The following is a 25,573-nucleotide window of genomic DNA, read 5'->3' on the forward strand; positions in this document are numbered from 1 at the left end:
CAAACAACCCCGATCAGCAGGTGCAAAGAGTAGCTTAATTTATCTCAGATCTTGTCCAAGGAATGGGGAGTAGCTCAGGCAAAGATCTACGCCGCGAAGCCCGCGATCTCAAAGAAGTTGTGGCTGAGCAAACGCTTGAACTGCATCTTCTCAAAAAAATCATGATAGGCAATGGGGGCGACCACGAATGAGATACCCTGTATCTGAGAAACTTGAGATCATCCGGCTGGTCGAAGAAAGTCACCTATCAGCCCGTCAGACGCTGGCCAAGCTGGGCATCCCGGGCACGACATTCTACCGACCCCTCTCACACATGCAGTGCATGTGTTGCCGGTCAACGGGTATGATCGGTATCTGCAGCGTGGCGAGGCTGGCCTGCAGGATCAATCACCCAAACCCAGGCACGTCTGGAACCGCATTCCAAACGAGGTGCGGCGCAAGATCGTCAAACTGGCGCTGAAGGAAACGGAGCTGTTGCCACGGGAATTGGCAGTGACATTCACTGACAAGGAAAGTTATTTTGTATCAGAGGTTTCCGTCTACCGCGTGCTGAGGGCGCACGACCTGATCACTAGTCCCGCGTTCATTGTCATCAAGGCTGCCAGCGAGTTCAAAGACAAAACCACGGCCATCAATCAGCTGTGGCAGACCGACTTCACCTATCTCAAAGTGCTTGGCAGCGGCTGGTGCTACCTCAGCACTATCTTGGACGACTACAGCCGCTACATTATCTTCACTGCCCGGCAGGGTATTGCGCAGCAATGTCCCGAGAGGGATGGAAACTCTGCACCAACATGAGAGCTGCAGATGTAACCGACACCCTCGATCTGGCACTGCAGGCATCCGGTTGCGATCAGGTTCACGTCATTCATAAACCTCGACTGCTCAGTGACAACGGGTCCAGCTACGTCTCTGGTGGCTTGGCCGAATGGCTTCAAGGCAAAGGCATGAAGCGCGCGCGTGGCGCGCCCTATCATCCCCAAACACAGGGAAAGATCACCTCTCGGGACATTGCTGCGCAATACCCTGCCGGTCAATGGAACGCTGGCACCAGACCCTGAAGAACCGCATCCTACGGGAAAACTACTTCCTGCCAGGTGATCTCGACGCTCAGATTGTGGCCTTCATCGACCACTACAACCATCAGCGCTATCATGAGAGCCTGAACAACGTCACACCATCAGATGTCTACTTCGGACGTGACAAAGCCATTCTACAACAAGGAGAAAGGATCAAACGAAAGACGCTCGAAACACGACGCTTGCATCACAGACAACGCGCCGCATAATCAAACCAACCAGATGAGCCGAATACTCTCTTAGTTTAAGCTGCATTTGGTTCCAAAAACCCTGACGACGGACAAAAGCAGAAATATGTGTGTAGGAATATGTTGCCGATGAGTAGTAAGCCGTTTTCAGGTATCCATGTCAAAAGCGTTTCCCACGAGTACAGGAACTGATTTCAAATTCACCCTAAACTCCTGGCACCTCGGTCACTTATGTTTGCATTTAAGGTGATGCAGCGTGTGACATGTAGCTCACAAGCTGTTGAAATAATATGAGAATCCTTTCTCGTTCGAGTGGCGTATGATCACTGAAAGCAAAGGGAAAAAGCGGTTTTTTGGTAGGCCCGGCAGGACTTGAACCCGCAACCAAAGCGTTATGAGCGCTCTGCTCTAACCAGTTGAGCTACAGGCCCGCCATGGCGGTTTCGTAAGCGGGCGGCGGCAGCGCGTCAAGACCAAGAACGCGAACTCGGACGTGTCTTGCATTGCGCGCCCGCGCGCGGTGATGTAACCCGCTTTCGCATAGGCAATAAGCGGCGGGGCCCGACGATGACCAACTCCAAAAACGGAATCACCTATGTGGATGCAGGGGTGGATATTGATGCGGGCAACGCGTTGGTGGAACGGATCAAACCAGCAGCCAAGCGGACCAAACGCCCCGGTGTGATGTCTGGCTTGGGTGGGTTTGGCGCGCTGTTCGACCTCAAAGGGGCAGGGTACACCGACCCGATCCTCGTCGCGGCCACGGATGGTGTCGGCACCAAGCTGCGGATCGCCATTGATACCGGCAATGTTGACGGCGTCGGCGTTGATCTGGTGGCGATGTGCGTCAACGATCTGGTGTGTCAGGGCGCAGAGCCGCTGTTTTTCCTAGATTACTTTGCCACGGGCAAGCTGGAAACCGAAGAGGCCGCCCGCATCATTGAAGGGATCGCGCGCGGTTGCGAAGGGTCGGGCTGCGCATTGATTGGCGGCGAGACCGCCGAGATGCCAGGCATGTATTCCGACGGTGATTTCGACCTTGCAGGTTTTTCTGTCGGTGCGATGGAACGCGGTGCGGATCTGCCAAGCGGCGTTGCTGCTGGCGATGTGTTGCTGGGCCTTGCCAGCGATGGCGTGCATTCAAACGGCTACAGCCTTGTGCGCAAGCTGGTGGCGATGTCCGGCCTTGGCTGGGATGCCGATTGCCCATGGGCCGACGGCAGCTTGGGCGAGGTGCTGCTGACGCCAACGCGGCTGTATGTAAAACCAGCCTTGGAAGCAGTGCGGGCAGGCGGTGTGCACGCGCTGGCCCATATCACCGGCGGCGGTCTGACCGAAAACCTGCCGCGCGTCTTGCCGGATGATCTGGGCGCTGACATCAATCTGGACGCATGGGATTTGCCCGGTGTTTTCAAATGGATGGCGCAGATTGGTGGGATGTCTCAGGCCGAGATGCTCAAGACCTTTAACTGCGGCGTGGGCATGATTTTGGTTGTGGCAGCGGATCAGGCCGATGCCCTGCAAAAACTGCTGAGCGATGCGGGCGAAACCGTCTATCCGATGGGTCATGTCACCACGGGTGCCGGGGTCGAATACACGGGCCAATTGCTGTGACCAAACGGGTCGCGATTTTTCTATCTGGTGGCGGCTCTAACATGCGTGCGCTGGTCGAGGATATGACCGGCGACCACCCGGCGCGGCCCTGTGTTATCGTGTCGAATGTGGCTGATGCGGGGGGTATCGCATGGGCCAAAGACCGTGGAATCGCAACCGAAGTCGTTGATCACAAACCGTTTAAAGGCGACCGCGCCGCGTTCGAGGCCGAACTGTCAGCGCGTCTTGCCGCCCATGCGCCCGATATGATCTGCCTTGCGGGTTTTATGCGCAAACTGACCGCTGGCTTTACCGATGCCTGGGCGGGACGCATGATCAATATCCACCCGTCTTTGTTGCCGCTTTACAAGGGGTTGCACACCCACGCCCGCGCGCTTGAGGCCGGGGACAAGGTCCATGGCTGCACGGTACACGAGGTGACAGCTGCCTTGGACGATGGTCCTATTTTAGGGCAGGCGCGGGTGCCGGTTTTGGAAGGCGATACCGCCGATGATCTGGCCAAACGCGTTTTGGTCCAAGAACACCGCTTGTATCCGGCGGTATTACGGCGCTTTGCCGCCGGGGATCGCAGCCTTTTAACGCTCGATAGTTAACGATCAGGTTTTTTGACCTGTCTTGTTCCGATTACACATTGCCTGTTGGCACAGCTCTGGTCAAAGTACTGATATGAAAACAATTACCACAACTGACGCGCTTGAGGCGTATTGCCTAGAAGCTGCGAAGCATGATTATGTGACCGTCGACACCGAATTTTTGCGGGAACGGACCTATTATTCGAAACTTTGTCTGATCCAACTGGCGATGCCGGGTACGGACGATTCCAACGCCGTGCTGGTTGATCCGTTGGCCGGGGACATGTCGCTCGAACCGCTTTATACGCTGTTTCGCGATACGTCCGTGGTCAAGGTGTTCCACGCCGCGCGTCAGGATCTTGAGATATTCTTCGTTGATGCGGGCGTCTTTCCAGAGCCGTTGTTTGACACGCAGGTCGCGGCGATGGTGTGCGGCTTTGGTGAACAGGTCGGCTATGAAACGCTGGTTCGCAAAATCGCGCATCAGGCCGTCGACAAAACCTCACGCTTTACCGATTGGTCGCGCCGCCCGCTGAGCGAGGCACAGGCCAAATATGCGTTGGCCGATGTGACGCACCTGCGGCAGGTCTATGAATTTCTGTCTGACCAGTTGGAGAAGTCCGGCCGCGCGCGGTGGGTCGCAGAAGAGCTGGAGACGTTGACCAGCCCCGATACATATACGACCGCCCCACGGGACGCGTGGAAGCGGGTCAAGACGCGGACAAATTCATCAAAGTTCTTGGCAATCGTGCGCGAATTGGCGGCCTTTCGCGAAGAATATGCCCAGACCCGCAACATCCCGCGCAGCCGGGTGTACAAGGATGATGCGCTGGTCGAACTGGCCAGCAACAAGCCCAAAAACCACGAGGAACTGGGCCGCGCGCGACTGCTGCTGCGGGATGCGCGTAAAGGCGAGATTGCCGAAGGCATTCTGAAAGCGGTTGCTGCTGGCGTGAACTGCTCTGCATCTGATCAGCCGCAACCGGATCGCAGCCGTGACAAGCTGCAGGTGAACCCCGCACTGGCCGATCTATTGCGGGTCTTGCTTAAGGCGAAAACAGAAAGCGCAGGGGTCGCGGCCAAGCTAATTGCACCCGCCGCTGATCTGGACGCGATTGCCGGTGGTCTGCGTGATGTGCCCGCGCTCAAGGGCTGGCGTCGTGAAGTGTTCGGTGATGACGCATTGCTATTGTGCGATGGAAAAATCGCATTGACGGCTGTAGGTGCGTCCGTGAAAGTGGTTGAGCTTTAACGCTCAACCATTTTTTAATAAAGTGTAAATCTTAGCGGCGAGACGTCAGCGCGTTGCGTTGACCTTCGACGCGGATCACCCGAACACCTGCCAGCATCTGATCGGTCAGCTTGCGCCCTGCGATCACTTCCCGTGTGGGCGCAGTGCCAACGGCCGTGTTCTTTCCGGGCTCGATCCCCTCAAGACGGTAGGTCAGAACCCCGTCCACAGGCAGCTCTTCGGGGTGTGCTGGTGTCAGTTGCACGTCGTAAATGCCTTGCCGTGCTGCCAGCCCAGTAGCGCGGATGATGGCACCGCCGGGAATACGTTCAATCGTCAGGTCGGTCACCTGATCGAAAGGCCGACCGGGATAAATCACCTCGGTCTGACGTCCACGCGAGAACAGGCCCGAAGATTGCGGGATCAGCGGGTTGGTGCTGACCTCGGTGCGGGCAATGGGTTCCGAACGGGCAGAGCCGAACCAATTGAACGGATTGACCCGACTTTCGCGCACTGTCGCACAGCCGGTCAGAACAAGGGTTGATACCAAAATGGCCGAGAAGATTTTGCGCATAGGGTCCGCCGTGAAATTGCCGTGTCATTTGACTAACCGATCCCAAGGCGGTTGGGAAGGGGTGGACCTTTGCCAATGCGCGACCTACCTGTGGGCTACGAAAAGCGAGGGTATCACCGTGGCAACTGAAGCGTTTGAAGAACTGGTCGAGGATTTTGAATTTCTGGAGGATTGGGAAGACCGATACCGTCATGTGATCGATCTGGGCAAAGCGATGGACCCGCTTGAGGAAGCCTTGCGCGTCCCTGCAACAAAGGTAGACGGCTGTGCCAGTCAGGTCTGGCTTCACGCGACTTTTGAAGACGGTGTTTTGCATTTTGACGGTGCCAGCGACGCAATGATCGTATCCGGGCTGATTGCGGTTTTACGCACGCTTTACAACGGGTTGGCCCCTGCGGATGTGATCGCTGTCGACGCCCGCGCTGAGATGGGCCGACTTGGACTAAACGAACATTTGTCTGCGCAGCGGTCTAACGGGCTGACTGCGATGATCGAACGGGTGCGCGAAACGGCAGCCGCGCAGGCGTAGGGGCCGTTAGGGGCGGGTGCGTTTTTGTCTGGCGGTCGGACAGTTGAGTTTATTTGGCAAAATGAAAATCAAAGGGTTTTGAGAGTCTTCTCAAGATCGCCATAGCCGGTAAAGCGCCGCTCGAACGCTAGACCAAGGGTCTGAGCGCAGGTTTCGGCCTTGGCCGTCAGGGCCGGATCGTCGGTTTGCGCCTGATACACCAGCTTTTCATAGTTGCTGAAATACATGTCGCGCAGTTCAGGGTGCCGGTCTAACCCCATGGGTTTTATGATAAACGCGTCGAATTGGCGGACCAGAAAATCGGTCAGGTAGAACGTCGTTATTTCAGTTTCGGCTGTTTTGGCAAAGCTGTCGTTCCCCTCGAAAAAACTATAGCAATGCGGGCCGGCGACCATTTTTACGCCCATCTCGTCGCAGGCTTTTTCAAGCAATCCACCGGTGCCACAATCGGCATAAACCACAAATATATCAGCATATTGGCCGCGATGTTTGTCGACGGCGGCGCGCACGGCATCGGTAATTTTATCGGGGTATAGGTGCAGCTTGGCCGGCAGGCAGGTCAGGTCAAGATGGGTCCAGCGGTTGGCGGCCTTGAGGTCCAAAATCTCGCGCGCCAAGGCACCGCAGGCGATCAATAAAACACGCCCGTTGCCTGCCGTAACAGGCATGCCATTTTCGGTAAGCTGGGTGTCGCTGGGCGTGTTCATCATATTCCTATAACGCAAAAGGCCCCTCCGGTCAGGAGAGGCCTTTCGACTAAATCATAAAGTTCTCAGGCCTTGGCGCTGTTATGTTTGCGGCTGACCCATTCCTTGGCGGTCTCCACAGCAACGGCTGCGTCGCGGCAATAGGCATCTGCGCCGATGGCTTTGCCGAATTCTTCGTTCAGGGGGGCACCGCCGACCAACACGATGTAATCATCGCGGATACCCTGTTCTACCATCGTGTCGATCACGACTTTCATATAGGGCATTGTGGTCGTCAAAAGCGCGGACATGCCAAGGATATCAGGGCCTTCAGTTTCCATCGCCTCAAGGTATTTTTCGACCGAGTTGTTGATGCCCAGATCGACAACCTCAAACCCGGCACCTTCCATCATCATCGACACAAGGTTTTTGCCAATGTCATGAATGTCGCCTTTGACGGTGCCAATCACCATCTTGCCCACGCGTGGCGCGCCGGTTTCGGCCAGCAGCGGTTTGAGAATGGCCATGCCACCCTTCATCGCGTTGGCGGCCAAAAGCACCTCGGGCACGAACAAAATACCATCGCGGAAATCTGCGCCAACGATGGTCATGCCGCCAACAAGCGCCTTTGTCAGCACATCGTAAGGGGCCCAGCCCCGACCGATCAGGATGTTCACGCCTTCTTCGATTTCTTCGCGCAAACCGTCATAAAGATCGTCAAACATCTGTTGAACAAGATCTTCGTCGTTCAGTTCAGCAAGGATAATTTCGTCTTCATCCGACATAGTCGTTCCTCATCGGTTAGCGTGCCCATCAGGCTTTTGTCCTTGTGTCATGAAATCAGGCAAAACCGCGTGCATTTTGCGACACGGTCCGCATCACAAGCGACGCATTCATCCCAAATAAATAGCGTCAATGGTCCTGTAAAACAATGGCTTGGCGGTCCTTACTTGACGATGTTCCTATTTTGTTCCAGAAGATTTGAATGGATCGCGAAGATATCAGATTTAAACTTGCCGGGCGGGGCACATCGTCGAACCATGCGGGTCGGTTTGAACGCATTTCCACGACCGCAATTGATGATGGATGGGCCGGTGATGAGGGTCCGTTGCCGGTCTTGCGGACCCAGGTGAGCGAGGAAATGCCGCGCAGTGTCATCACCTATAACCGGTCGCCGGATCTGCCGTTTGACCGGTCGATCAATCCATATCGGGGGTGCGAACACGGGTGCGTTTATTGTTTTTCCCGCCCCAGTCACGCCTATCTGGGGCTGTCGCCGGGGTTGGATTTTGAGACGCGGCTGATTGCGCGGCCGGCTGCGCCGGATGTGCTGCGGCGTGAATTGGCCAGCAAACGCTATCAGGTGGCCCCGATTGCGATTGGAACAAACACCGATCCCTATCAGCCGATTGAGAAAGATCACCAGATTATGCGGCGGTTGCTTGAGGTATTGTCAGAGGTGAATCACCCCGTGGCGATTGTCACCAAGGGCAGCCTGATCGAGCGGGACATTGATATTTTATCGAACATGGCGCAGCGCGGGCTGGTGCGGGTTGGCGTTTCGGTCACCACGCTTGATGCAAAACTCAGCCGGTTGATGGAGCCGCGGGTGCCTACGCCAAAACGCCGGTTGCAGATCATCGAAAGGCTGGCAAAGTCCGGAATTCCGGTGCGGGTCATGGCGTCGCCCTTGGTGCCAGCGTTGACGGATCCAGAGCTGGAGGCGATCTTGCAAGCGGGCCGTGATGCGGGCGCGCAATCTGCCAGTTGGATTATGCTGCGTCTGCCGCGCGAGGTGTCGATGCTAATGCAAGACTGGTTGGCGCAGCATTATCCTGATCGGGCGGGGCGCATTATGGCGCGCTTGCGTGAAATGCACGGCGGCAAGGAATATGACGCCAATTGGCATACCCGCATGCGTGGCGAAGGCCCCTATGCCCAGATCATCGCACAACGTTTTGATCTGGCAGTAAAACGGTTGGGGCTTTCGACGCTTTTGCCGCCCATGCGTTGCGATCTGTTTCGCCCGCCCAAACGGGCGAGCGCGCAGTTGGATTTGTTTTAGCTGGTTTTGGGGCCACGACGACCGCGGCGAGGCGCACGTACCGGGCCTTCGCCATCGGTGCCATCGCTGGCCGACGAAAACGGGCCCAAGACTTCGACGATCTGTTCCAAGCTGGGCGCGTCACCTTTGGGGCGGCTATCAAGGGCTGCGCGCATGTGTACCAAATGTTCAGGCAAGGTGCCGCAGCATCCGCCGATGATCGACGCGCCGCAGTTGCGCGCCAGTTCCGCGTAATCTGCCATCAATTCGGGCGTGCCGTCATAGTGGATGTGGCCTTCGACATATTTGGGGATGCCCGCATTGCCCTTGGACACGATCGGGGTTGCCATGCCTTTGGCGGCAAAACCCAAGACCGTGCGCAACACGTCTGACGCCCCGGTGCCGCAGTTGGCACCATAGGCCAGCGGCATGTTGTCCAGCCCGTGTACCATGTCGACCATGGCCGCAGATGTCATGCCCATCATGGTGCGCCCAGCGGTGTCAAAGCTCATCGTGCCGACCCAATCCAGACCAGCCAGCTTGAACCCTTCGGCAGCGGCGCGGTATTCTTCGGGCGCGCTGATGGTTTCCAGCCAGCCCACATCGGCACCGCCAGCCTTTAGGCCATCAGCGGTTTCGTGAAACATCTCGACGGCCAGCGCGTGGGTCAGGGGGCCGACGGGTTCCATAATTTCGCCGGTGGGGCCGACCGACCCTGCGACGATGACCTTGCGCCCGGCGGTATCTGCGACTTCGCGGGCCAGTTCGGCGGAAACGCGGCTCAGCTCATGCGCGCGCTTTTCAGCGCCGTGCAGTTTCAGCCGCGATGCATTCGCGCCAAAGGAGTTGGTCAGGAAGATATCGCTGCCTGACTCAACCGCGCCTTTATAGAGTTTGATGATATTCTGCGGCTCGTCCGTGTTCCACATTTCGGGCGCGTCGCCAGACATCAGCCCCATGTTGAACAGATTGGTGCCGGTGGCACCATCCGCCAGCAGCGTGCCTTTTTCAGCCAGAAGGTCGGTAAGAGGATTTGACATGAAAAGCTCCGCTAAAGATGTGATTTCGCGTCTTCTCACGATGCCAAACGTGAGGCAACCTCATAATTTTCATCATCGTAATGAGATTTGGTATCATTCGTTGCGGTGCTTGGGCGGTGAACGGCGCGGGCAATATCAACCAAGGTAAGCGCCAATAGGGCGCGGTTCGGGGCCGCAGCATAGAGCGGTTGCCAAGTTGGGCGGAAGTTCGATTTGAACTGGCGCAGCCCCGGCCCGCCGGTTTTGCGCACGGCGATCTGTGACAGTTTGACCATGAGCGCGGAGGACGGATCAGGGCAGGCGGGGACTGCCGCGAGGCTGAGGCGGGCAATCCCTTGGGTCGCGGCGTCGCCGATTGCTGCGTGTATAAGCGCATGCATAGTGCCGTCCGGGGCGCTCGGGTCTTGGCGCATCAGGTCCAGACACCATTCACGGGTGGTTTCATGAAAGCTGGCAAAGGCGACAAGGCGGCCCTTGTGATGGGCCAGATACACCCGTTGATGCGCCACGTATTCTGGCGCGAAGACCCCCATGGTGCCGCCCCGTGCGCCGCCACGGGCGCGCTGCCAAAGCTCATCGACGCGGGCCATATCCGAAACGGGCAGGGGGGTGACCTGCGATATGGTGATCTGCGCCTTGTCGGCGGCGCGCAGTTTGCGCCGCAGGCTGCGAAACGGGGCTGTGGTGGTGATAAATTGCAGGGGGTTCAACATTGCCTCGTCCGCGATATGCGAGATAAACCAGCCTTGCTGACGGGCCAGCAGCGCCGTGCGGGCTGAACATTTATATAGGGCCGGGATCAGGTTTCGATCCCTTGCATGGGTTGAAACAGTTGCTATCGGGTCAGGTGTCGCGTTTGAAAGGGGGTCAAACAGGGCACACAGCGTTTGGCCGCAGTGCCAAAGGGCGCTGTGATCTGCGATAAAGCCGCCGTTCTGCCGGATCACGCCCACCTCGGCCCTCGGGGCGGTTGCAATATCGCCACGAGCGCGGGGTGCCATCGCATCGACGCTGGCGTAGGGCCGAAGCATCAGGGCCATCGCGATCAACGCTGGTATTGCATAGTAAATCGCACGAAACGCGATGATGCCCGTAAGAACCTGAACAGACGCGCCACCCGGCAGGGCCGCGAAAAGTACCAGCTCAAACGGCCCCACGCCCCCCGGTGTGCCGCTCAACAGGGCGGAGCCAAGGGCGATCAGGAACAGCGGGAACAATACGGTAAAGGGAACCTCGCCCCCCGGAATAAGCAGATAAAGCGCGGTGGACGCCGCCAGCACATCAATCACCGTCCACAACAGGATGGAGGCAAGCGCACGCAGGCTGGGCAGCCGGACCGTAAAGCGGCCTAAGGTGAAGACGGGGCAGAGATAAAGGCCAACAACGGCGGCGGGCAGGGCCGCAACGACAATAACAGAGGGCCAGAACATGAACGCCGGTGATGGAAAGACAACGCAGGCCACCGCCGTCACAACCAGCAAAGCCACCATAAAGGTCAGGCACACAAAAACGGACAGACGCAGTGCCAGCGCCATTGAGATATCGGGCAACATGCGCCAGCGTGCAAGCGCACCGGTGAGCACACCAAGCCCAAGGGTCTGTGCCAAGGCGATGGCGATTGTGCCAGCACCGCAGGCCTGCAACGTCGGCGTGTCGCTGCCCAAATGACGGTGCGCCACCGCGTCATAGCGCCCGAGGGCGACAAAGCTAAGGCCCGTGCAACAGGCGGCCAACATCACTGACAGGGGATCAAGCCCGCGCAGTTCAGCCGTGACATCCTGCCAGAACCCCGCCGACAGTTGGCCGGTCAAAACCCATACACATACTGCGCCAATCGCCACCGAAACAGCGAGCTGCGCGGCACGCGTGCCTTGCCCCGAAAGAAGCTTTTTCATCATGGTTGTGTCCCCCGGCCCAACGTAGGCTGGAGTTTGACCACCGGTGCCCTTCCAATATGTTAAGAGCACCAAAAAACGCGCCCCAGATTTAACTCAAAGGCGCGGTTGTTTTCTTAAAGGACGTCGAAAGGTTAGGTCAGGTCCTGCATCAGTTGCGCCTTGGCCTCGATCATCAGTTCGGCCATCTTGGCGCGAATGGTTGGCTCATCCGCGTGGGAGCCAAGATCGCCTGAAACTTTGCGATACACGTCCTCTTCGCCAGCTTCTTCAAAGTCTGATTTGACAACCTCGGCGGCATAGGCCGACGCGTCATCGCCCGTTTTGCCCAACAACCCTGCCGCCCAAAGGCCCAGCAATTTGTTCCGCCGTGCCTCGGCCTTGAATTGCATTTCCGAATCGTGTGCGAACTTGTTCTCAAAGGCGTTTTCGCGGTCATTAAAGGTCGACATTGGCGTTCTCCTGAAAATATGGCTTTGGTAAGTATAACATGGGAATGGTTTCGGTCGCCCACAAGTATCGCCCGCACCGCAGCAAGGCAGGTCATGCGCTTGCGCGAAAGGGATGGTTGGACTATGTGACACCTCAAAGGCCCGACGGCCCCTGCCGTCCGCCTGATGTCTGGAAGGTATGCGCATGGCCCGTCGCACCAAAATCTATGAAGGCAATGCCAAGATCCTGTACGAGGGGCCGGAGCCGGGGACGATTGTCCAGTATTTTAAGGATGACACCGCCTCTATCGGGTCCGGCAAACAGGCTGTGATCGAAGGCAAAGGTGTGTTGAACAACCGGTTGTCCGAGTTTTTCATGACCGGGCTGAACAGCATCGGTGTGCCGACCCATTTCATCAAACGTCTGAACATGCGCGAGCAATTGATCCGTCAGGCCGAGATTGTTCCGCTCGAAATCGTGGTGCGCAACTATGCTGCGGGAAGTTTTTCCAAGCGGCTGGGGATCGAAGAAGGCATGCAATTGCCGCGGCCTATCGTTGAATACCACTACAAAAACAACGAACTCGGGAACCCGCTGGTCACCGAGGAACATATCGCGGCCTTTGGTTGGGCTGGCCAGCAGGACATGGAAGACATCCTGAGCCTGTCCTTGCGCGTCAATGATTTCATGTCGGGCGTGATGATGGCCGTCGGCATCCGGCTGCTGGATTTCAAGATCGAGGTTGGCCGCGTTTATGACGGGGATTTCCAGCGCTTGATCATCGCAGACGAGATCAGCCCGGACAGCTGCCGCTTGTGGGACATGGAGACCGGCCAGAAGCTGGATAAGGATGTGTTTCGACGCGACGCGGGGGCGCTGGCGGATGCCTATACCGAAGTCGCACGGCGTTTGGGCGTGATGCCCAAGACGTCGACACCGATGATGAAACCGACGTTGATCAATTGAGGCTGGCGTCGGATATGAGTTTATTTTGCAAAATGAAGCAGGGGGACGCGCCATGAAAGCACGGGTGCATGTGATGTTGAAGAACGGTGTTCTGGATCCGCAAGGCGAGGCCGTGCGCCATGCACTTGGGGCCATGGGCTTTGACGGGGTCAAAGGCGTGCGTCAGGGCAAGGTGATCGAGCTTGATCTGGATGCCGGCACGACCGAGGCGGATGTCGAGGCGATGTGCGAAAAGCTGCTCGCCAATACGGTGATCGAATCCTACAGCGTGGAGATGATCTGATGCATGCAGCCGTCATCGTTTTTCCGGGCTCTAACTGTGACCGTGATCTGGCGGTCGCTTTTGAGGCGGCCGGGGCCAAGGTTTCGATGGTCTGGCACAAGGATACTGAACTGCCTGCTGGCGTCGATATCGTCGGCGTGCCGGGCGGTTTTTCCTATGGTGATTACCTGCGCTGCGGCGCGATTGCCGCGAATTCCCCGATCTGCCGCGAAGTGGCAACCCACGCGGACCGTGGCGGCTATGTCATGGGGATTTGCAACGGCTTTCAGGTATTGACGGAAACCGGTCTGCTGCCGGGCGCGCTGCTGCGCAATGCCGGGTTGAAGTACATCTGCAAGACCGTGGGCCTGAAGGTCGCGACATCGGACAGTGATTTCACATCGGGTTATAATGCCGGTGCAGTGATCGACATTCCTATCGCGCATCACGATGGCAATTACTATGCCGATGCTGACACCATCGCCGAATTGCTGGCCGAAGACCGCGTTGCCTTTACCTATGAGGACAACCCGAACGGCGCGCAGGCCGATATTGCTGGCATCTTGTCTGCCAACCGGCGCGTGCTGGGTATGATGCCGCACCCTGAACGTATGGCTGATCCTGTGCATGGTGGCACCGACGGGGTGGCGCTCTTCCGCGCATTGGCGGGGGCACTGGTCACAGCGTGACTTGAGTGCACGGTCGAGGTTGCGTAGATTGGGGCAATGAGCCAATCACCGCCCTCTAGCGCCTATCCTATATCAGTCAGCTGGCGTGTTCGGCTGGCTTTGGCGATCTTGTTGGTGATTGCGATTGCGACGATTGCGGTCACAAACAAGCTGCTCACGGACAGGTTTACCGACAGTACGCGCAACCGCGCCGAACTGCGCATCGCGCTGTATAGCGGGAACCTGCTGGCCGAACTGCGGCAAAATGCGATTGTGCCGCAGCTACTGGCGCGTGACCCCACGTTGATCCAAGCCTTGTACCAAGCGGATTATTCGCTTTCCACGCAGCGCCTGATCTCGTTTGTTGAGGAAATCGGCGCGGCGTCGTTGATGCTGTATGATATTGACGGGCGGATGGTGGCGGCGACGGATCGCAACCGTTTGGGGGCAACGCACCGCACGGACGCCTATTTCGTCGATGCCTTGCGGTCGAATTCGACGGTGTTCAGCGTGATCCCGCGTGAAACCGGCGGCTATCAGTTCTTTTATTCGCGGCGCATCCAAGAAGGCGGTACGACCCTTGGGGTGATTGCCGCAGAGGTGGATTTGCAACGGTTTGAACGTGCTTGGGCCGGCATTTCGGACGCTGTGATCGTCACCGACAGCACCGGCGACATCATCATGGCGACGGAACCGCGCTGGCGCGGCCTGACCGAGACCGAGGCGCTGTCGAACCAGACCCCGCAAAGTGCAATTGAACGCGCGATCAAGGCGACGGCGGATTGGACGGCCTTGCCGCCCGACGCCTATTTGCAGGGCGAGGCCGTGATGCGGCTGTCCTCGCGTATTCCGTTTCGCGGTTGGCGGATCACCAGCTACACGACCTATGCGTCGGTGCGTGAAAAGGTGAACGGCGTTCTGGCGCTTGAGGTGATGGGCTTTGCGATCCTGCTGGCGCTGACATTTTATGCGCTGAGCCGGCAGACGGCGGGCAGGGCGGCCTTGTTCCAGCGTGAATCCACCGAATTGCGGGCACTGAACGCGGCCCTTCAGCGGGAAATTGCCGAACGTAAACGCATGCAGGAAACGCTGGCTGTGGCCGAGCAAACGCTAGAACAATCGAGCAAACTGGCCGCCTTGGGCGAAATGTCAGCCGCCGTTAGTCACGAGCTGAACCAACCGCTAGCGGCGATGAAAACCTATCTGGCGGGCGCGCGTTTGTTGATCCGGCGAAACCGTACGGACGAGGCCTTGTCGTCCTTTGGCCGCATTGACGATCTGATTGAACGCATGGGTGCCATCACCCGGCAGCTCAAAAGCTATGCCCGTAAGGGGCAAGAGAGTTTCTCCCCCTTCGATATGCGCGATGCGCTAGCGTCGTCGCTGTCGATGATGGAACCGCAATTGCGCCAGCGTCAGGTGCATATCAACCGCATCCTGCCTGATGCACCCGTACGGGTGATGGGCGACCGGATGCGGGTGGAACAAGTGTTGGTCAACCTCTTGCGGAATGCATTGGACGCCACCAAGTCAGAACGTAACCCACAGGTCGAGATTATGCTTTCGGCTGGCGAAACCGCCACCTTGACTGTGCGGGATAACGGTCCGGGCATCGAAGATCTCGATGCGTTGTTCGAACCGTTTTACACCACCAAACAGCCCGGCGATGGTGTCGGGCTAGGGCTTGCGATCTCATCCGGTATTGTCACCGAATTGGGGGGCAGGCTGACAGCGCGCAACGGCCAGAACGGCGGCGCGGTCTTTGAAATGCAGCTGCCCATTATGGCCAGCACAGAAAACACACAGGCGGCAGAGTAAATTATGGCTCAGGCAATGAAAATCGCGATTGTTGATGATGAACAGGACATGCGGCAATCCATCAGCCAATGGCTGGCGTTGTCAGGATACGACACAGAAACATTCCCAAGCGCGGAAGATGCGTTGAAGAAACTGGGGCCGGATTATCCCGGCATCGTGATTTCCGACATCAAAATGCCCGGCATGGGCGGGATGGAGTTCCTGAAAAAGCTGATGGGCAGCGACAGTGCGTTGCCGGTGATCATGATCACTGGCCACGGCGATGTCCCCATGGCGGTCGAGGCGATGCGCGTCGGCGCGTTCGATTTTCTTGAGAAACCTTTCAACCCCGACCGGATGAGCGAGCTGGCCAAGAAAGCCACCAACGCGCGCCGTCTGGTGATGGACAACCGCGCACTGCGCCGTGAATTGTCGGATGGCACCCAGCTGATGAAAAAGCTGATCGGCGGATCGCCGGTGATGGAGCGCCTGCGCGAGGATATCCTTGATCTGGGCCAAGCCGATGGTCACGTGTTGATTGACGGCGAAACCGGTACGGGCAAGACGCTGGTCGCCCACGCGCTGCATGCTGTCGGGTCACGTGCGGGCAAGAAATTCGTGTTGGTCAGCTGTGCCGCACTTGAGGAAGACGCCCTGAGCAAGCGCCTGTTTGGCCCAATGATGCCCGAAGACGCGCAATTGCCCGCGATCGAAGAAGCCCGCGGCGGCACGCTGGTGCTTGAGGGGATCGAGGCGCTGAGCGAGACGTTGCAAGCGCGGTTGCTAAGCGCGATTAACGAGCAGGGCACACCTGCGGAAACGCGGATCGTTGCGATTTCCAACCTGCAAGAAGCTGGACGCACGTCTGAGGACGCGCTGCGGTCGGATCTGTTCTATCGCTTGGCGGCGTTGCGTATCACCGTGCCGCCCTTGCGCCAGCGTGGTGAAGATATCCTGACGCTATTCACACGGTTGAGCGAAGAGTTTGCCGATGAATATGGTTGCGATGCGCCGCAAGTGTCCGCGCAGGAAGCCGCGCAATTGTTACAGGCCCCATGGCCCGGCAATGTGCGTCAGCTGATCAATGTGGCAGAACGTGCGGTGCTGCAATCGCGGCGCGGGTCGGGGTCGATTGCGTCGTTGCTGATGACCGATCACGAGGAAATGCAGCCGGTGATGACCACGGACGGCAAGCCGCTTAAGGAATATGTCGAAGCGTTCGAGCGGATGCTGATCGACAACACCATGCGCCGCCACAAAGGGTCCATTGCATCCGTGATGGATGAGCTATGCCTGCCGCGCCGGACCTTGAACGAAAAAATGGCCAAATACGGATTGCAGCGCTCAGATTACCTCTGAACGCTGATCCCTTTAGGCAAAATCGGGATGCGGGGTTACAGCCGCGTCTCGATCAACTGCTTGGCGGCACCGTTTTCGTCGGTATAGCAGGTCCAGGGCGCAATCCCCGGCAGATCGACAATATGTTGACGTGTCTCGACGATTGGGATCGTCGTGTTGATCACACCGCCCGAAACACCGGTATGTTTTTCGACGGCGCGAATGCAGCTTCTATGCGCTTTCAGTTCGGCACGTGCTGCAGGATCATTCGCAACGGCCATATCTTCGCAGGCAGCGAGTGCCATAAAAGGCAGGCAAAGCGCAAAGCGCAGGGAAAAATGCATCGTATCTTCCTTATTTTCGGGGCATGCCCCACCGCAGGTCCAATCCCAGTATCGACCAACAGGCCTGATACGACTGTTTCTCACACGCAGACGTGATGTCAAGCGATGGGGCTTTGGCGCGGTTATGATGCATCCCATATTGCGCCAAACGCGATTGACCATTGTCATTTGCCCGCTTCTACCTTTAATTGGGTACAGGGCTCTTTGCGTTTCAGGCGCAACCGCAGACCCTTTGACAGTTTCGCTGCCTCGGTTACCCGCTCAGCCGGTGTCCAGGCAGACCGATAAGGCCCTTAAAAAAGGCCAGAGAACCGCTGACGGATGGCATGGGCCAAGGCCCTGATCAAAAGCAGTAATTAATGGATGTGAACCGCGCCAAGGTGCCTTTCACGTCGGAGAAGAACCGCGATGACGCGCGCAGACGCCACGAGCAGACAAACAGGCGGCCTTTTGGGCCCTGTTTTAGCCGCGTCACCTATCGCCCTGACAAGACATACCCTGCCGCGCGGTGCCCCACCGGGACGCTTGCGTGCGCAGCTGTGCAAAATGGATTTATGCCTAAGAAAATGCTTATCGATGCCACCCACGCTGAGGAAACTCGCGTTGTTGTGGTTGATGGAAACAAGGTCGAGGAATTTGACTTTGAATCAGAGAATAGACGCCAGCTAGCTGGCAACATCTACCTCGCGAAAGTCACGCGAGTAGAGCCTTCGTTGCAAGCGGCCTTTGTGGATTATGGTGGAAATCGCCATGGTTTCTTGGCGTTCTCGGAAATTCACCCTGATTATTATCAGATCCCCGTCGCCGATCGTATCGCGCTGATGGAGGAAGAACGTGCCTATGCAGAAGCGCAGGCCGCCAAAGAAGACGAAGACGAGAAACCCAAGCGCCGCACCCGGTCGCGCAGCCGTAGCAAAGCCAAGGCTGAGGACACGGTAAGCGGAGATGCCGTCGCCACTAAGGACGCGGATAGCGACCAAATCGACGGCATGGAAACCGTTGATCTGGACGACGAGGAAGGGTCTTCCCCGATGGAGCGTGTCGCTGAGACACCCGTCGAGGAACCCGATCAGGATGAAGCGTCTTCAGATGCCGACGACAGCGACGCCGATGTAGATGGCGACGATGACGAGCCCGAGGTGAAAGCCAAGGACGCGTCCTCAAAAGACGACAGCATCGAATCTGTTGCGGATGATGACGACCAAGAAGACCTGCGCCCGGCGCGCAAGCCTCGGCCCAAGCGGTATAAAATTCAGGAAGTCGTAAAAGTACGTCAAATCCTGCTGATTCAGGTCGTCAAAGAAGAACGCGGCAACAAAGGCGCTGCCCTGACAACTTATCTGTCGCTGGCAGGCCGTTACTGCGTCTTGATGCCGAACACTGCGCGTGGGGGCGGGATCAGCCGCAAAATCACGAATGCTGCCGACCGCAAGAAGCTGAAAGAAATCGCAAACGAAATTCAGGTGCCCAAGGGTGCCGGCCTGATTGTCCGGACCGCCGGTGCACAACGCACCAAGGCCGAGATCAAGCGCGACTATGAATATCTGCAACGCCTGTGGGAACAGATCCGCGAGCTGACGCTGAAATCAATCGCCCCTGCCAAAATCTATGAAGAGGGTGATTTGATCAAACGGTCGATTCGCGATCTTTATAACCGCGACATTGACGAAGTATTTGTGGAGGGCGAACGCGGCTACCGCATCGCCAAGGACTTCATGAAAATGATCATGCCGTCCCACGCGAAAAACGTGAAGCTGTACAGCGAAACATTGCCGCTGTTCGCGCGCTATCAGGTCGAAAGCTATCTGTCGGGCATGTTCAACCCAACGGTTCAGCTGCCATCGGGTGGCTATATCGTGATCGGCGTGACCGAAGCCTTGGTCGCAATCGACGTCAACTCGGGTCGGGCCACCAAAGAAGGGTCGATCGAACAGACAGCGACGAAAACCAACCTTGAAGCGGCCGCCGAAGTGGCCCGCCAGTTGCGCCTGCGCGATCTGGCCGGTCTGATTGTCATCGACTTTATCGACATGGACGAGCGTCGTAATAATATCGCCGTCGAAAAGATGATGAAGGACAAGCTGAAAACCGACCGTGCGCGTATCCAGGTGGGTCGCATCTCGGGCTTTGGTTTGATGGAAATGTCGCGTCAGCGTCTGCGCCCCGGCATGATCGAGGCAACGACCCAGCCGTGTCACGCCTGTCACGGCACCGGATTGATCCGCTCGGACGACAACCTTGCCCTGTCGATCCTGCGCGAGATCGAAGAAGAAGGCACACGCAAACGGTCCCGCGAGGTGCTGATCACAGCGCCGGTTGGCATCGCCAACTTCTTGATGAACCAAAAGCGGGAACATATCGCCCATATCGAGGGCCGCTATGGCATGTCCGTGCGCATCGAAGGCGACCCAACCTTGGTCAGCCCCGATTTCAAGATCGAAAAGTTCAAAACGGCCACCCGTGTGGTGCAACAGATCGAACATGTTGTGTCGGTTGATACCAGCCTGATGGACGAGATCGACGAGCAAGAGGCCGAGGCCGTTGAGGCCGAAGAGGACGTGAACGAGGATCAGCCGTCTAACCGTGGCAATGGCCGCGCGCATGACAGTGACGGTGATGACAATGATGGTGAGGGCAAACCAAAACGCCGTCGTCGCCGCCGTCGTCGTCGCGGTGGTAAATCCAACGGGGATGATGCGGCAAACGGTGAAAACAACGGCGCGGATAACGCAACATCTGATGACGGCCAGTCGACTGAGGGCAAGCCTGAAGACAGCGATGCAGCCCCGGCTGATGCTGCGGCTGAAACACCCGCTGATGCAGACGCACCCGAGGCAAAAGCCGAACCCGCTGAAAAGCCCAAGCGCACCCGTAAGCCGCGCAAGCCCAAGGCAGAAGTAGCAGCAGAGGCAGAGACTGCCGATGCGACAGTGAGTGTTGAAGCGACAGACGCGACTGAGGAAACGGCCGAAGAGAAGCCCGCACCCAAAAAGCGGACACGCACGCGCAAGCCTAAGGTTGCAGCCGAGGACAAGCCGGCAGCATCGGAAGACAAGCCCGCTAGAAAGTCGAAACCAAAGCCTGAGCCAAAACCGGTTCCAGCGCCCGAGCCTGCCCCGGTAGAGCCAACACCGGCACCGGTCGAGGTTCCGATTGAAGCACCTGTCGAAGTGCCGCCAACGCAAGAGGTGACACCACCACCGGCAGTGGAAGAGGTCCCTGACCAGACCGCCGCACCAGAGCCTGCAAAGGTCGAGGAAAAGCCCGCCAAGCCAAGACGGCGCGGCTGGTGGTCACTGGGCGGCTCATAAGCTGACAAAATAGCGACAAAGGCAGGCCTTCGGGTCTGCCTTTTGCGTTTTGGGGGCTATTTCTTGCGGATCACATAGGTTTGCGGGGTTGTGTCCAAATCCTGACGGATCAGATCATGCCCCGCCTCGGCGCAAAAATGCGGGATATCGATGATCGCGGCAGGGTCATCGGCCTGCACTTTCAGCACGCCGCCCGACGGGATCGCCTGCAACCGTTTGCGCGCTTTAAGCACGGGCAGGGGGCACAGCAGCCCGGTCGCATCAAGGATATGTTCATCGTTCATAAGTCTCAGATAAGGCAGATGTTTCAATGCGTCCACAACCTTGTGACAGGCCGCCGCGCAACAGTGCGTGACGCCACCGCCAAAGCGCAGTAAAGATGCGATATGTTTGGTATTGATCTAATTGACGCAGGCCTGCTGCCCGCCATTTTTATCGCATTGACGGCGGGGATTATCAGTTTCCTCAGCCCTTGCGTCTTGCCGATTGTACCGCCCTATCTGGCCTATATGAGCGGCGTCACCCTAAACGATATGTCAGCTGTCGGATCGGCACGCCGCAAGGCGGTGATTGCGGCGCTGTTCTTTGTCATGGGGCTTAGCACGGTCTTTTTGATCTTGGGCTTTACCGCATCAGCCTTCGGCGCGTTTTTCCTGCAAAATCAGATACTTTTCGCCCGTATCTCGGGTATTGTGGTCATCGTCTTTGGTCTGCACTTTTTGGGTGTGTTCCGCATTCCCTTCCTTGATCAGGAGGCGCGGTTGGATGCGGGTGACAAGGGTGGATCGTCCTTTGGGGCCTATGTGCTGGGCCTTGCATTTGCCTTTGGCTGGACGCCGTGCATCGGGCCGCAGCTGGGTGCGATCCTGTCGCTTGCCGCGTCCGAGGCATCGGTCGCGCGCGGCACATTGCTGCTGGGTGTCTATGCGGCGGGGCTTGGCATTCCGTTTTTGCTGGCCGCGATGTTCATCACCCGCGCCACGCTGCTGATGAACCGGATCAAACCCTATATGAGGCTGATCGAGCGGATCATGGGCCTGCTGTTGATCATCGTCGGCGTGGCCCTTTTGACCGGTGCATTCTCGGCGTTTTCATTCTGGCTGCTCGAAAGCTTTCCAGCGCTCGGATCACTGGGCTAGACACCTTACACTTGGCTAAAAACCTGTCTAAGCTGCGGCTAACGACAGGTGGGATATGGCCGCAGAAATCGATCAATCAGTCAAACGGCGCCGGGTGTTCTACATTCCGGGTTATGACCCGATCCATCCCCGCCGCTACCGTGAATTATACCGCAAGGAATCCGGCGATCAGGCGCGCATTTCCGGCTATGAAATCGGGTTAAAACCAAAAACCACCAAGGGCAATTACGGCTGGGTCGTTGATGCGACAATCGACGGTGCGCAGGTCAACGCGCAGGTCGAGGTGCTGGTCTGGTCCGACATCGTGCGCGTGTCGATGCATAATTCGATTTTCGCGACCTATGCGCAATTGATCCACACCGCGTGGGTCTATATCGCGTCCGGCGCGCTGTGGCGGTTGATGAAACTGCGCAAAGGCCCCGTGATTGCAGCACTATACCCTGTCGGGATGCTGTTGTTGCAGCTGGTGATTGCCGTTCTTGTCGGGCTTTTGGCATATGCCGCGCTGACCTATTTCGGGGGCCCGTTTTGGCTCAAAGGGATCGCCGCAGCCCTGTGCGTGGTTATGGCGTGGTCCGTGTTAAAATGGTTCAAAAAGCGCGACGGCAAGTTCTACGCCTATTACCTGATGCATGATTTTGCCTATGGCGCTGCATCGCGCGGCGCGAACCCGCCCGCGCTTGAGGCGCGGATGACCGAATTTGGCGCAGCGATTGCCGAGGCGCTGAAATCGGATGTGGATGAGGTTTTGGTTGTCGGCCATTCCTCCGGCGCGCATTTGGGCGTGTCCATTCTGGCCGATCTGGTGCGGGCGGGGGCAGTGCCCGACAACGGGCCCAAGTTGGGGTTTTTGACATTGGGGCAGGTGGTGCCGATGGTATCGTTTCTGCGTGATGCACACCGCTTGCGGGCCGATCTACGCTATCTGTCTCAGCGGGATGAGCTGACATGGATCGACGTGACGGCCCCCGGTGATGGCTGTGCCTTTGCATTGTGCGATCCTGTTGCCGTGTCCGGTGTCGCGCCGGAAAATCAGAAATGGCCGCTGGTCTTTTCGGCGGCGTTTACCCAATCGCTAAGCCCCGCCCGTTGGAAGGAATTGCGCTGGCGGTTTTTCCGTCTGCATTTTCAGTATCTTTGCGCGTTTGATATGCCCAAAGATTACGACTATTTCCAGATCACCGCAGGCCCGCTGACCCTTGCAGAACGCTATGCTGACCGGCCCGCGTCAAAGTCGCGCCTTGTGAAGCCGGTGAATAAATTCACCTCGGTTACGCCATGACCCAGCCGCCCAAACCCGACAGCAGGCCCGATAAAGTATCGCTGTGGCGCTATGCCAAGCTGTTTCGGCGCGATATCCTGTCGGCGCAACCCGCCCGTTTGTACCGTGCGTGGATGGCCGAGTTTAAGACGCCGTTCTTTCGCAGCTATCTGATCAACCAGCCCGATCTGATCAAAACGGTGCTGAAAGACCGGCCCGATGACTTTCCAAAATCGAACCGTATTGGCGAAGGGTTGCGGCCCTTGTTGGGGAATTCGGTGTTTTTGACCAATGGCAAAACATGGAAACGCCAGCGGCGCATTATCGATCCTGCCTTTGAAGGTGGCCGCTTGCGGGGCAGCTTTCCCGCGATGTGGGACGCAGCCGAGGCGATGGCAGAACGGTTAGAACCGCAAGCGGGCCAAGTGATCGAGATTGAAGCGGAAACCAGCCATGCCGCAGCCGACGTGATCTTTCGCACGCTGTTTTCGCTACCCATTGAGCATCATCTGGCGCGCGAGGTGTTTGAAGAGTTCAAAACCTATCAACGCAGCCAGCCGATCCTGAACATCGCGGCGTTTATTCCGCTGCCGCGCTGGTTGCCACGTCTGTTTCGCAAAGACACGAAATCAAGTGCGGCCAAGATACGTCGCTTGATCACAGAACTGACCGAAGCGCGGATGGTCGAGATTGCGCAAGGTACCGCGCCAGAGGATCTTGCCACCAAGATCATGACAACTGCCGACCCGGTGGATGGCGGCACCTTTAGCACGCAAGAGATGGTGGATCAGGTCGCGATCTTTTTCCTTGCGGGACACGAGACCAGCGCGTCGGCCCTTGCATGGGCGTTGTACCTGATGGCAATCCATCCCGACTGGCAGGACAGGTTGGCCGAGGAAGCGCAGCAGATTGATACCTGTGACTTCGCGGTCATGTCCAAGTTACGTCTCAGCCGGGATGTGTTCCGCGAGACGCTGCGGCTGTATCCGCCCGTGCCGATGATGGTACGCGAGGCGACCTGTCCGGAGCAGTTCCGGGGTCGTGATGTGAAAGCGGGGGCGCAGATTGTGATCAGCCCGTGGCACCTGCACCGACAGGAACGCCTGTGGGACAACCCCGATGGCTTTGACCCCGCGCGGTGGCAAACCGAAAACGGACAGAAATGCCAACGCGAGGCCTATCTGCCCTTTAGTGCGGGGCCGCGTGTGTGTCCGGGGGCAGGGTTCGCGATGATCGAGGGCCCGTTGATCCTGTCGCGCCTTTTGCGTGATTACCGGGTCGAAGCGATTGCATCAAAACTGCCGGTTCCTGTCGCACACCTTACGGTAAGGTCAAAAGATGGCATTTGGCTGCGTCTTGTCCGACGCTAACGATATATCATCGGGCGTTAAGATGCATTAAACCAAGCAAAACGGAATCAGTAAGGGCCGAACCACAATGAGCACGACAGACGCACAACGCACACAGATGGCGACCGGCAAAGGATTTGTTGCCGCATTGGACCAGTCCGGTGGATCGACGCCCAAAGCGCTTAGCTTGTACGGTGTTGAACCGTCGGATTATTCTGGCGACGCGGAAATGTTTCAAGCGATGCATGACATGCGCGCGCGGATCATTCTGGCCGATGATTTCACCAGCGACAAGGTTCTGGGCGCGATCCTGTTTGAGCGCACCATGGACGATACAATCAATGGTAAACCCGTCGCCGATGTCTTGTGGAATGACCGCGGCGTCGTGCCGTTTTTGAAGATTGACAAAGGTCTTGAGGACGAGGTCAACGGTGTTCAACTGCTCAAACCGATGCCTGATCTGGATGCGCTGCTGAAGCGCGCCAAGGCTGCTGGCATTTTCGGCACCAAAGAACGCTCGGTGATCCAATCCGCCAATGCCTATGGCATCCGCGAGGTTGTTTCGCAGCAATTCGAGGTCGCTAAAGCCGTCTGCGCCGCGGGTTTGGTGCCGATCATTGAGCCCGAGGTGAACATTCATTCCGATAGCAAATCCGAATGCGAGGATATCCTGAAGACCGAGCTGGAAAACCAGCTGGCGTTGTTGGGTCCGGATCAAATCGTGATGCTAAAGCTGACATTGCCCGAGAAAGCAGGGCTTTACGATGATCTGGCAGACTTGCCGAATGTTTTGCGGGTTGTCGCCCTGTCGGGGGGATATTCTACGGATGATGCCAGCGCACGTCTGAGCAAGAATGCGAAGATGATCGCAAGCTTTTCGCGTGCTTTGACCGAAGGGTTGAACGTGAAGATGACCGATGCAGAATTTAATGCTGCATTGGGTGCGAATATCGACAAGATTTACAAAGCATCACTGGCGTAACAAGACGGGATTTTTCAAAAATTCCGAACCGTTTTCTTTCAAAGAAAACGTCTACAAAACAACGCGGACCGTTTCCTGATTGCAAAAGATCACAAGCTGGCCCGCGTTCTCTACCGCATGAAATCCGCGGCGCATCAATTCCTGCTCGAATTCGGCTTTCCCCACATATCGTTCAATGTCCCGTATTCTACGGCGGATCACTCCGCCGCTACGCGCAGATTTAGAACTGAATAAATCTAGAACCCATTGATCGGGTGATAAGGGGGAAGGGC

The 25,573-nt window shown here is 57.5% G+C and carries 23 protein-coding genes, 1 tRNA gene and 1 pseudogene; 16 read left to right on the forward strand and 9 right to left on the reverse strand.

What is annotated here, in order from left to right; genetic code table 11:
* Nucleotides 1–80: 80 nt before the first annotated feature.
* Nucleotides 81–1,288 (forward strand): annotated as a pseudogene (locus WNY39_RS00005) (DDE-type integrase/transposase/recombinase); the annotation flags it as partial.
* 333 nt (nt 1,289–1,621) lie between these two features.
* On the opposite strand, the gene WNY39_RS00010 reads toward WNY39_RS00005, so the two are convergent.
* Nucleotides 1,622–1,698: transfer RNA gene (locus tag WNY39_RS00010), tRNA-Ile, on the reverse strand.
* A gap of 136 nt (nt 1,699–1,834) precedes the next feature.
* Here WNY39_RS00010 and purM point away from each other — a divergent pair.
* The 3 genes from purM (at nt 1,835) to rnd (ending at nt 4,705) form a co-directional block, all read left to right on the forward strand.
* Nucleotides 1,835–2,881 (forward strand): phosphoribosylformylglycinamidine cyclo-ligase, encoded by a 1,047-nt coding sequence (gene purM, locus WNY39_RS00015; protein ID WP_342843046.1) that lies wholly within the window; start codon nt 1,835–1,837, stop codon nt 2,879–2,881.
* Nucleotides 2,878–3,474, forward strand: coding sequence for a phosphoribosylglycinamide formyltransferase (purN, locus tag WNY39_RS00020; RefSeq protein ID WP_342843047.1), 597 nt, complete (start codon nt 2,878–2,880; stop codon nt 3,472–3,474). The genes purM and purN overlap by 4 nt, the downstream gene beginning before the upstream one ends.
* A 73-nt stretch (nt 3,475–3,547) precedes the next feature.
* Entirely contained in the window at nt 3,548–4,705 is a 1,158-nt protein-coding gene (gene rnd / locus WNY39_RS00025; RefSeq protein ID WP_342843049.1) for a ribonuclease D, read from the forward strand.
* Nucleotides 4,706–4,736: 31 nt separating this feature from the next.
* On the opposite strand, the gene WNY39_RS00030 is transcribed toward rnd, so the two are convergent.
* A complete protein-coding gene (locus WNY39_RS00030) occupies nt 4,737–5,258 on the reverse strand; it encodes a hypothetical protein (protein ID WP_342843051.1) in 522 nt (173 codons plus the stop codon).
* Nucleotides 5,259–5,376: 118 nt separating this feature from the next.
* Between WNY39_RS00030 and WNY39_RS00035 the strand changes: the two genes are divergently transcribed.
* The gene (locus WNY39_RS00035; protein WP_342843053.1) at nt 5,377–5,787 is read left to right on the forward strand and encodes a SufE family protein; all 411 of its coding nucleotides are present in this window, start codon (nt 5,377–5,379) and stop codon (nt 5,785–5,787) included.
* Nucleotides 5,788–5,855: 68 nt separating this feature from the next.
* Here WNY39_RS00035 and WNY39_RS00040 read toward each other — a convergent pair whose 3' ends face one another.
* Together WNY39_RS00040 and WNY39_RS00045 are read right to left on the reverse strand one after the other, a co-directional pair.
* Nucleotides 5,856–6,494, reverse strand: coding sequence for a DUF1638 domain-containing protein (locus tag WNY39_RS00040; RefSeq protein ID WP_342843055.1), 639 nt, complete (start codon nt 6,492–6,494; stop codon nt 5,856–5,858).
* 65 nt (nt 6,495–6,559) lie between these two features.
* Complete coding sequence (locus tag WNY39_RS00045; protein WP_093915158.1) at nt 6,560–7,258, reverse strand: B12-binding domain-containing protein; 699 nt, start codon at nt 7,256–7,258, stop codon at nt 6,560–6,562.
* A gap of 200 nt (nt 7,259–7,458) precedes the next feature.
* Here WNY39_RS00045 and WNY39_RS00050 point away from each other — a divergent pair, with 200 nt between their 5' ends.
* The gene (locus tag WNY39_RS00050) at nt 7,459–8,538 is read left to right on the forward strand and encodes a PA0069 family radical SAM protein (RefSeq protein ID WP_342843057.1); all 1,080 of its coding nucleotides are present in this window, start codon (nt 7,459–7,461) and stop codon (nt 8,536–8,538) included.
* Here WNY39_RS00050 and bmt read toward each other — a convergent pair.
* The 3 genes from bmt to WNY39_RS00065 form a co-directional block, all read right to left on the reverse strand.
* On the reverse strand, nt 8,535–9,557 hold the full coding sequence (gene bmt / locus WNY39_RS00055) for a betaine--homocysteine S-methyltransferase (protein ID WP_342843059.1): 1,023 nt from the start codon (nt 9,555–9,557) through the stop codon (nt 8,535–8,537). The two genes, WNY39_RS00050 and bmt, sit on opposite strands and share 4 nt — an antisense overlap.
* A gap of 35 nt (nt 9,558–9,592) precedes the next feature.
* On the reverse strand, nt 9,593–11,455 hold the full coding sequence (locus WNY39_RS00060) for a phosphatidylglycerol lysyltransferase domain-containing protein (RefSeq protein WP_342843061.1): 1,863 nt from the start codon (nt 11,453–11,455) through the stop codon (nt 9,593–9,595).
* 131 nt (nt 11,456–11,586) lie between these two features.
* Nucleotides 11,587–11,904: a DUF1476 domain-containing protein gene (locus WNY39_RS00065; protein WP_341235293.1), complete on the reverse strand. Its 318-nt coding sequence runs from the start codon at nt 11,902–11,904 to the stop codon at nt 11,587–11,589.
* Between the two features lie 184 nt (nt 11,905–12,088).
* On the opposite strand from WNY39_RS00065, the gene purC reads away from it, so the two are divergent.
* Genes purC through WNY39_RS00090 form a run of 5 tightly spaced genes read left to right on the forward strand, consistent with a single transcriptional unit; the run spans nt 12,089 to nt 16,936 of the window.
* The gene (gene purC, locus WNY39_RS00070; RefSeq protein WP_341235292.1) at nt 12,089–12,850 is read left to right on the forward strand and encodes a phosphoribosylaminoimidazolesuccinocarboxamide synthase; all 762 of its coding nucleotides are present in this window, start codon (nt 12,089–12,091) and stop codon (nt 12,848–12,850) included.
* A 52-nt stretch (nt 12,851–12,902) separates the two neighbouring features.
* Complete coding sequence (gene purS, locus WNY39_RS00075; RefSeq protein WP_342843068.1) at nt 12,903–13,133, forward strand: phosphoribosylformylglycinamidine synthase subunit PurS; 231 nt, start codon at nt 12,903–12,905, stop codon at nt 13,131–13,133.
* Nucleotides 13,133–13,801 (forward strand): phosphoribosylformylglycinamidine synthase subunit PurQ, encoded by a 669-nt coding sequence (purQ, locus tag WNY39_RS00080; protein ID WP_342843070.1) that lies wholly within the window; start codon nt 13,133–13,135, stop codon nt 13,799–13,801. The genes purS and purQ overlap by 1 nt, the downstream gene beginning before the upstream one ends.
* Before the next feature lie 36 nt (nt 13,802–13,837).
* Nucleotides 13,838–15,598, forward strand: a complete 1,761-nt coding sequence (locus WNY39_RS00085; protein ID WP_342843072.1) for an ATP-binding protein — start codon at nt 13,838–13,840, stop codon at nt 15,596–15,598.
* A 3-nt stretch (nt 15,599–15,601) separates the two neighbouring features.
* On the forward strand, nt 15,602–16,936 hold the full coding sequence (locus tag WNY39_RS00090; protein ID WP_219578396.1) for a sigma-54 dependent transcriptional regulator: 1,335 nt from the start codon (nt 15,602–15,604) through the stop codon (nt 16,934–16,936).
* Between the two features lie 35 nt (nt 16,937–16,971).
* Here the strand turns inward: WNY39_RS00090 and WNY39_RS00095 are convergent, their stop codons facing one another.
* Nucleotides 16,972–17,259, reverse strand: a complete 288-nt coding sequence (locus WNY39_RS00095) for a hypothetical protein (protein WP_341235288.1) — start codon at nt 17,257–17,259, stop codon at nt 16,972–16,974.
* A gap of 554 nt (nt 17,260–17,813) precedes the next feature.
* Here WNY39_RS00095 and WNY39_RS00100 point away from each other — a divergent pair.
* Nucleotides 17,814–20,570: an Rne/Rng family ribonuclease gene (locus WNY39_RS00100; protein ID WP_342843077.1), complete on the forward strand. Its 2,757-nt coding sequence runs from the start codon at nt 17,814–17,816 to the stop codon at nt 20,568–20,570.
* A gap of 56 nt (nt 20,571–20,626) precedes the next feature.
* Here the strand turns inward: WNY39_RS00100 and WNY39_RS00105 are convergent, their stop codons facing one another.
* The gene (locus tag WNY39_RS00105; protein WP_341235286.1) at nt 20,627–20,854 is read right to left on the reverse strand and encodes a sulfurtransferase TusA family protein; all 228 of its coding nucleotides are present in this window, start codon (nt 20,852–20,854) and stop codon (nt 20,627–20,629) included.
* Between the two features lie 102 nt (nt 20,855–20,956).
* Between WNY39_RS00105 and WNY39_RS00110 the strand changes: the two genes are divergently transcribed.
* From WNY39_RS00110 to WNY39_RS00125, 4 genes are all read left to right on the forward strand, one after another.
* Nucleotides 20,957–21,709, forward strand: coding sequence for a cytochrome c biogenesis protein CcdA (locus WNY39_RS00110; RefSeq protein ID WP_342843078.1), 753 nt, complete (start codon nt 20,957–20,959; stop codon nt 21,707–21,709).
* A gap of 55 nt (nt 21,710–21,764) precedes the next feature.
* Nucleotides 21,765–22,991 carry a hypothetical protein gene (locus WNY39_RS00115; protein ID WP_342843079.1) on the forward strand — a complete coding sequence of 409 codons (1,227 nt, stop codon included), beginning with the start codon at nt 21,765–21,767 and terminating at the stop codon, nt 22,989–22,991.
* Nucleotides 22,988–24,340: a cytochrome P450 gene (locus WNY39_RS00120; protein ID WP_342843080.1), complete on the forward strand. Its 1,353-nt coding sequence runs from the start codon at nt 22,988–22,990 to the stop codon at nt 24,338–24,340. Before WNY39_RS00115 ends, WNY39_RS00120 begins: the two co-directional genes overlap by 4 nt.
* Before the next feature lie 67 nt (nt 24,341–24,407).
* Nucleotides 24,408–25,301 (forward strand): fructose bisphosphate aldolase, encoded by an 894-nt coding sequence (locus WNY39_RS00125; RefSeq protein ID WP_342843082.1) that lies wholly within the window; start codon nt 24,408–24,410, stop codon nt 25,299–25,301.
* Nucleotides 25,302–25,573: the final 272 nt, after the last annotated feature.

The sequence above is a fragment of the Sulfitobacter sp. AS59 genome (assembly GCF_038899995.1).
GTDB lineage: Bacteria > Pseudomonadota > Alphaproteobacteria > Rhodobacterales > Rhodobacteraceae > Sulfitobacter.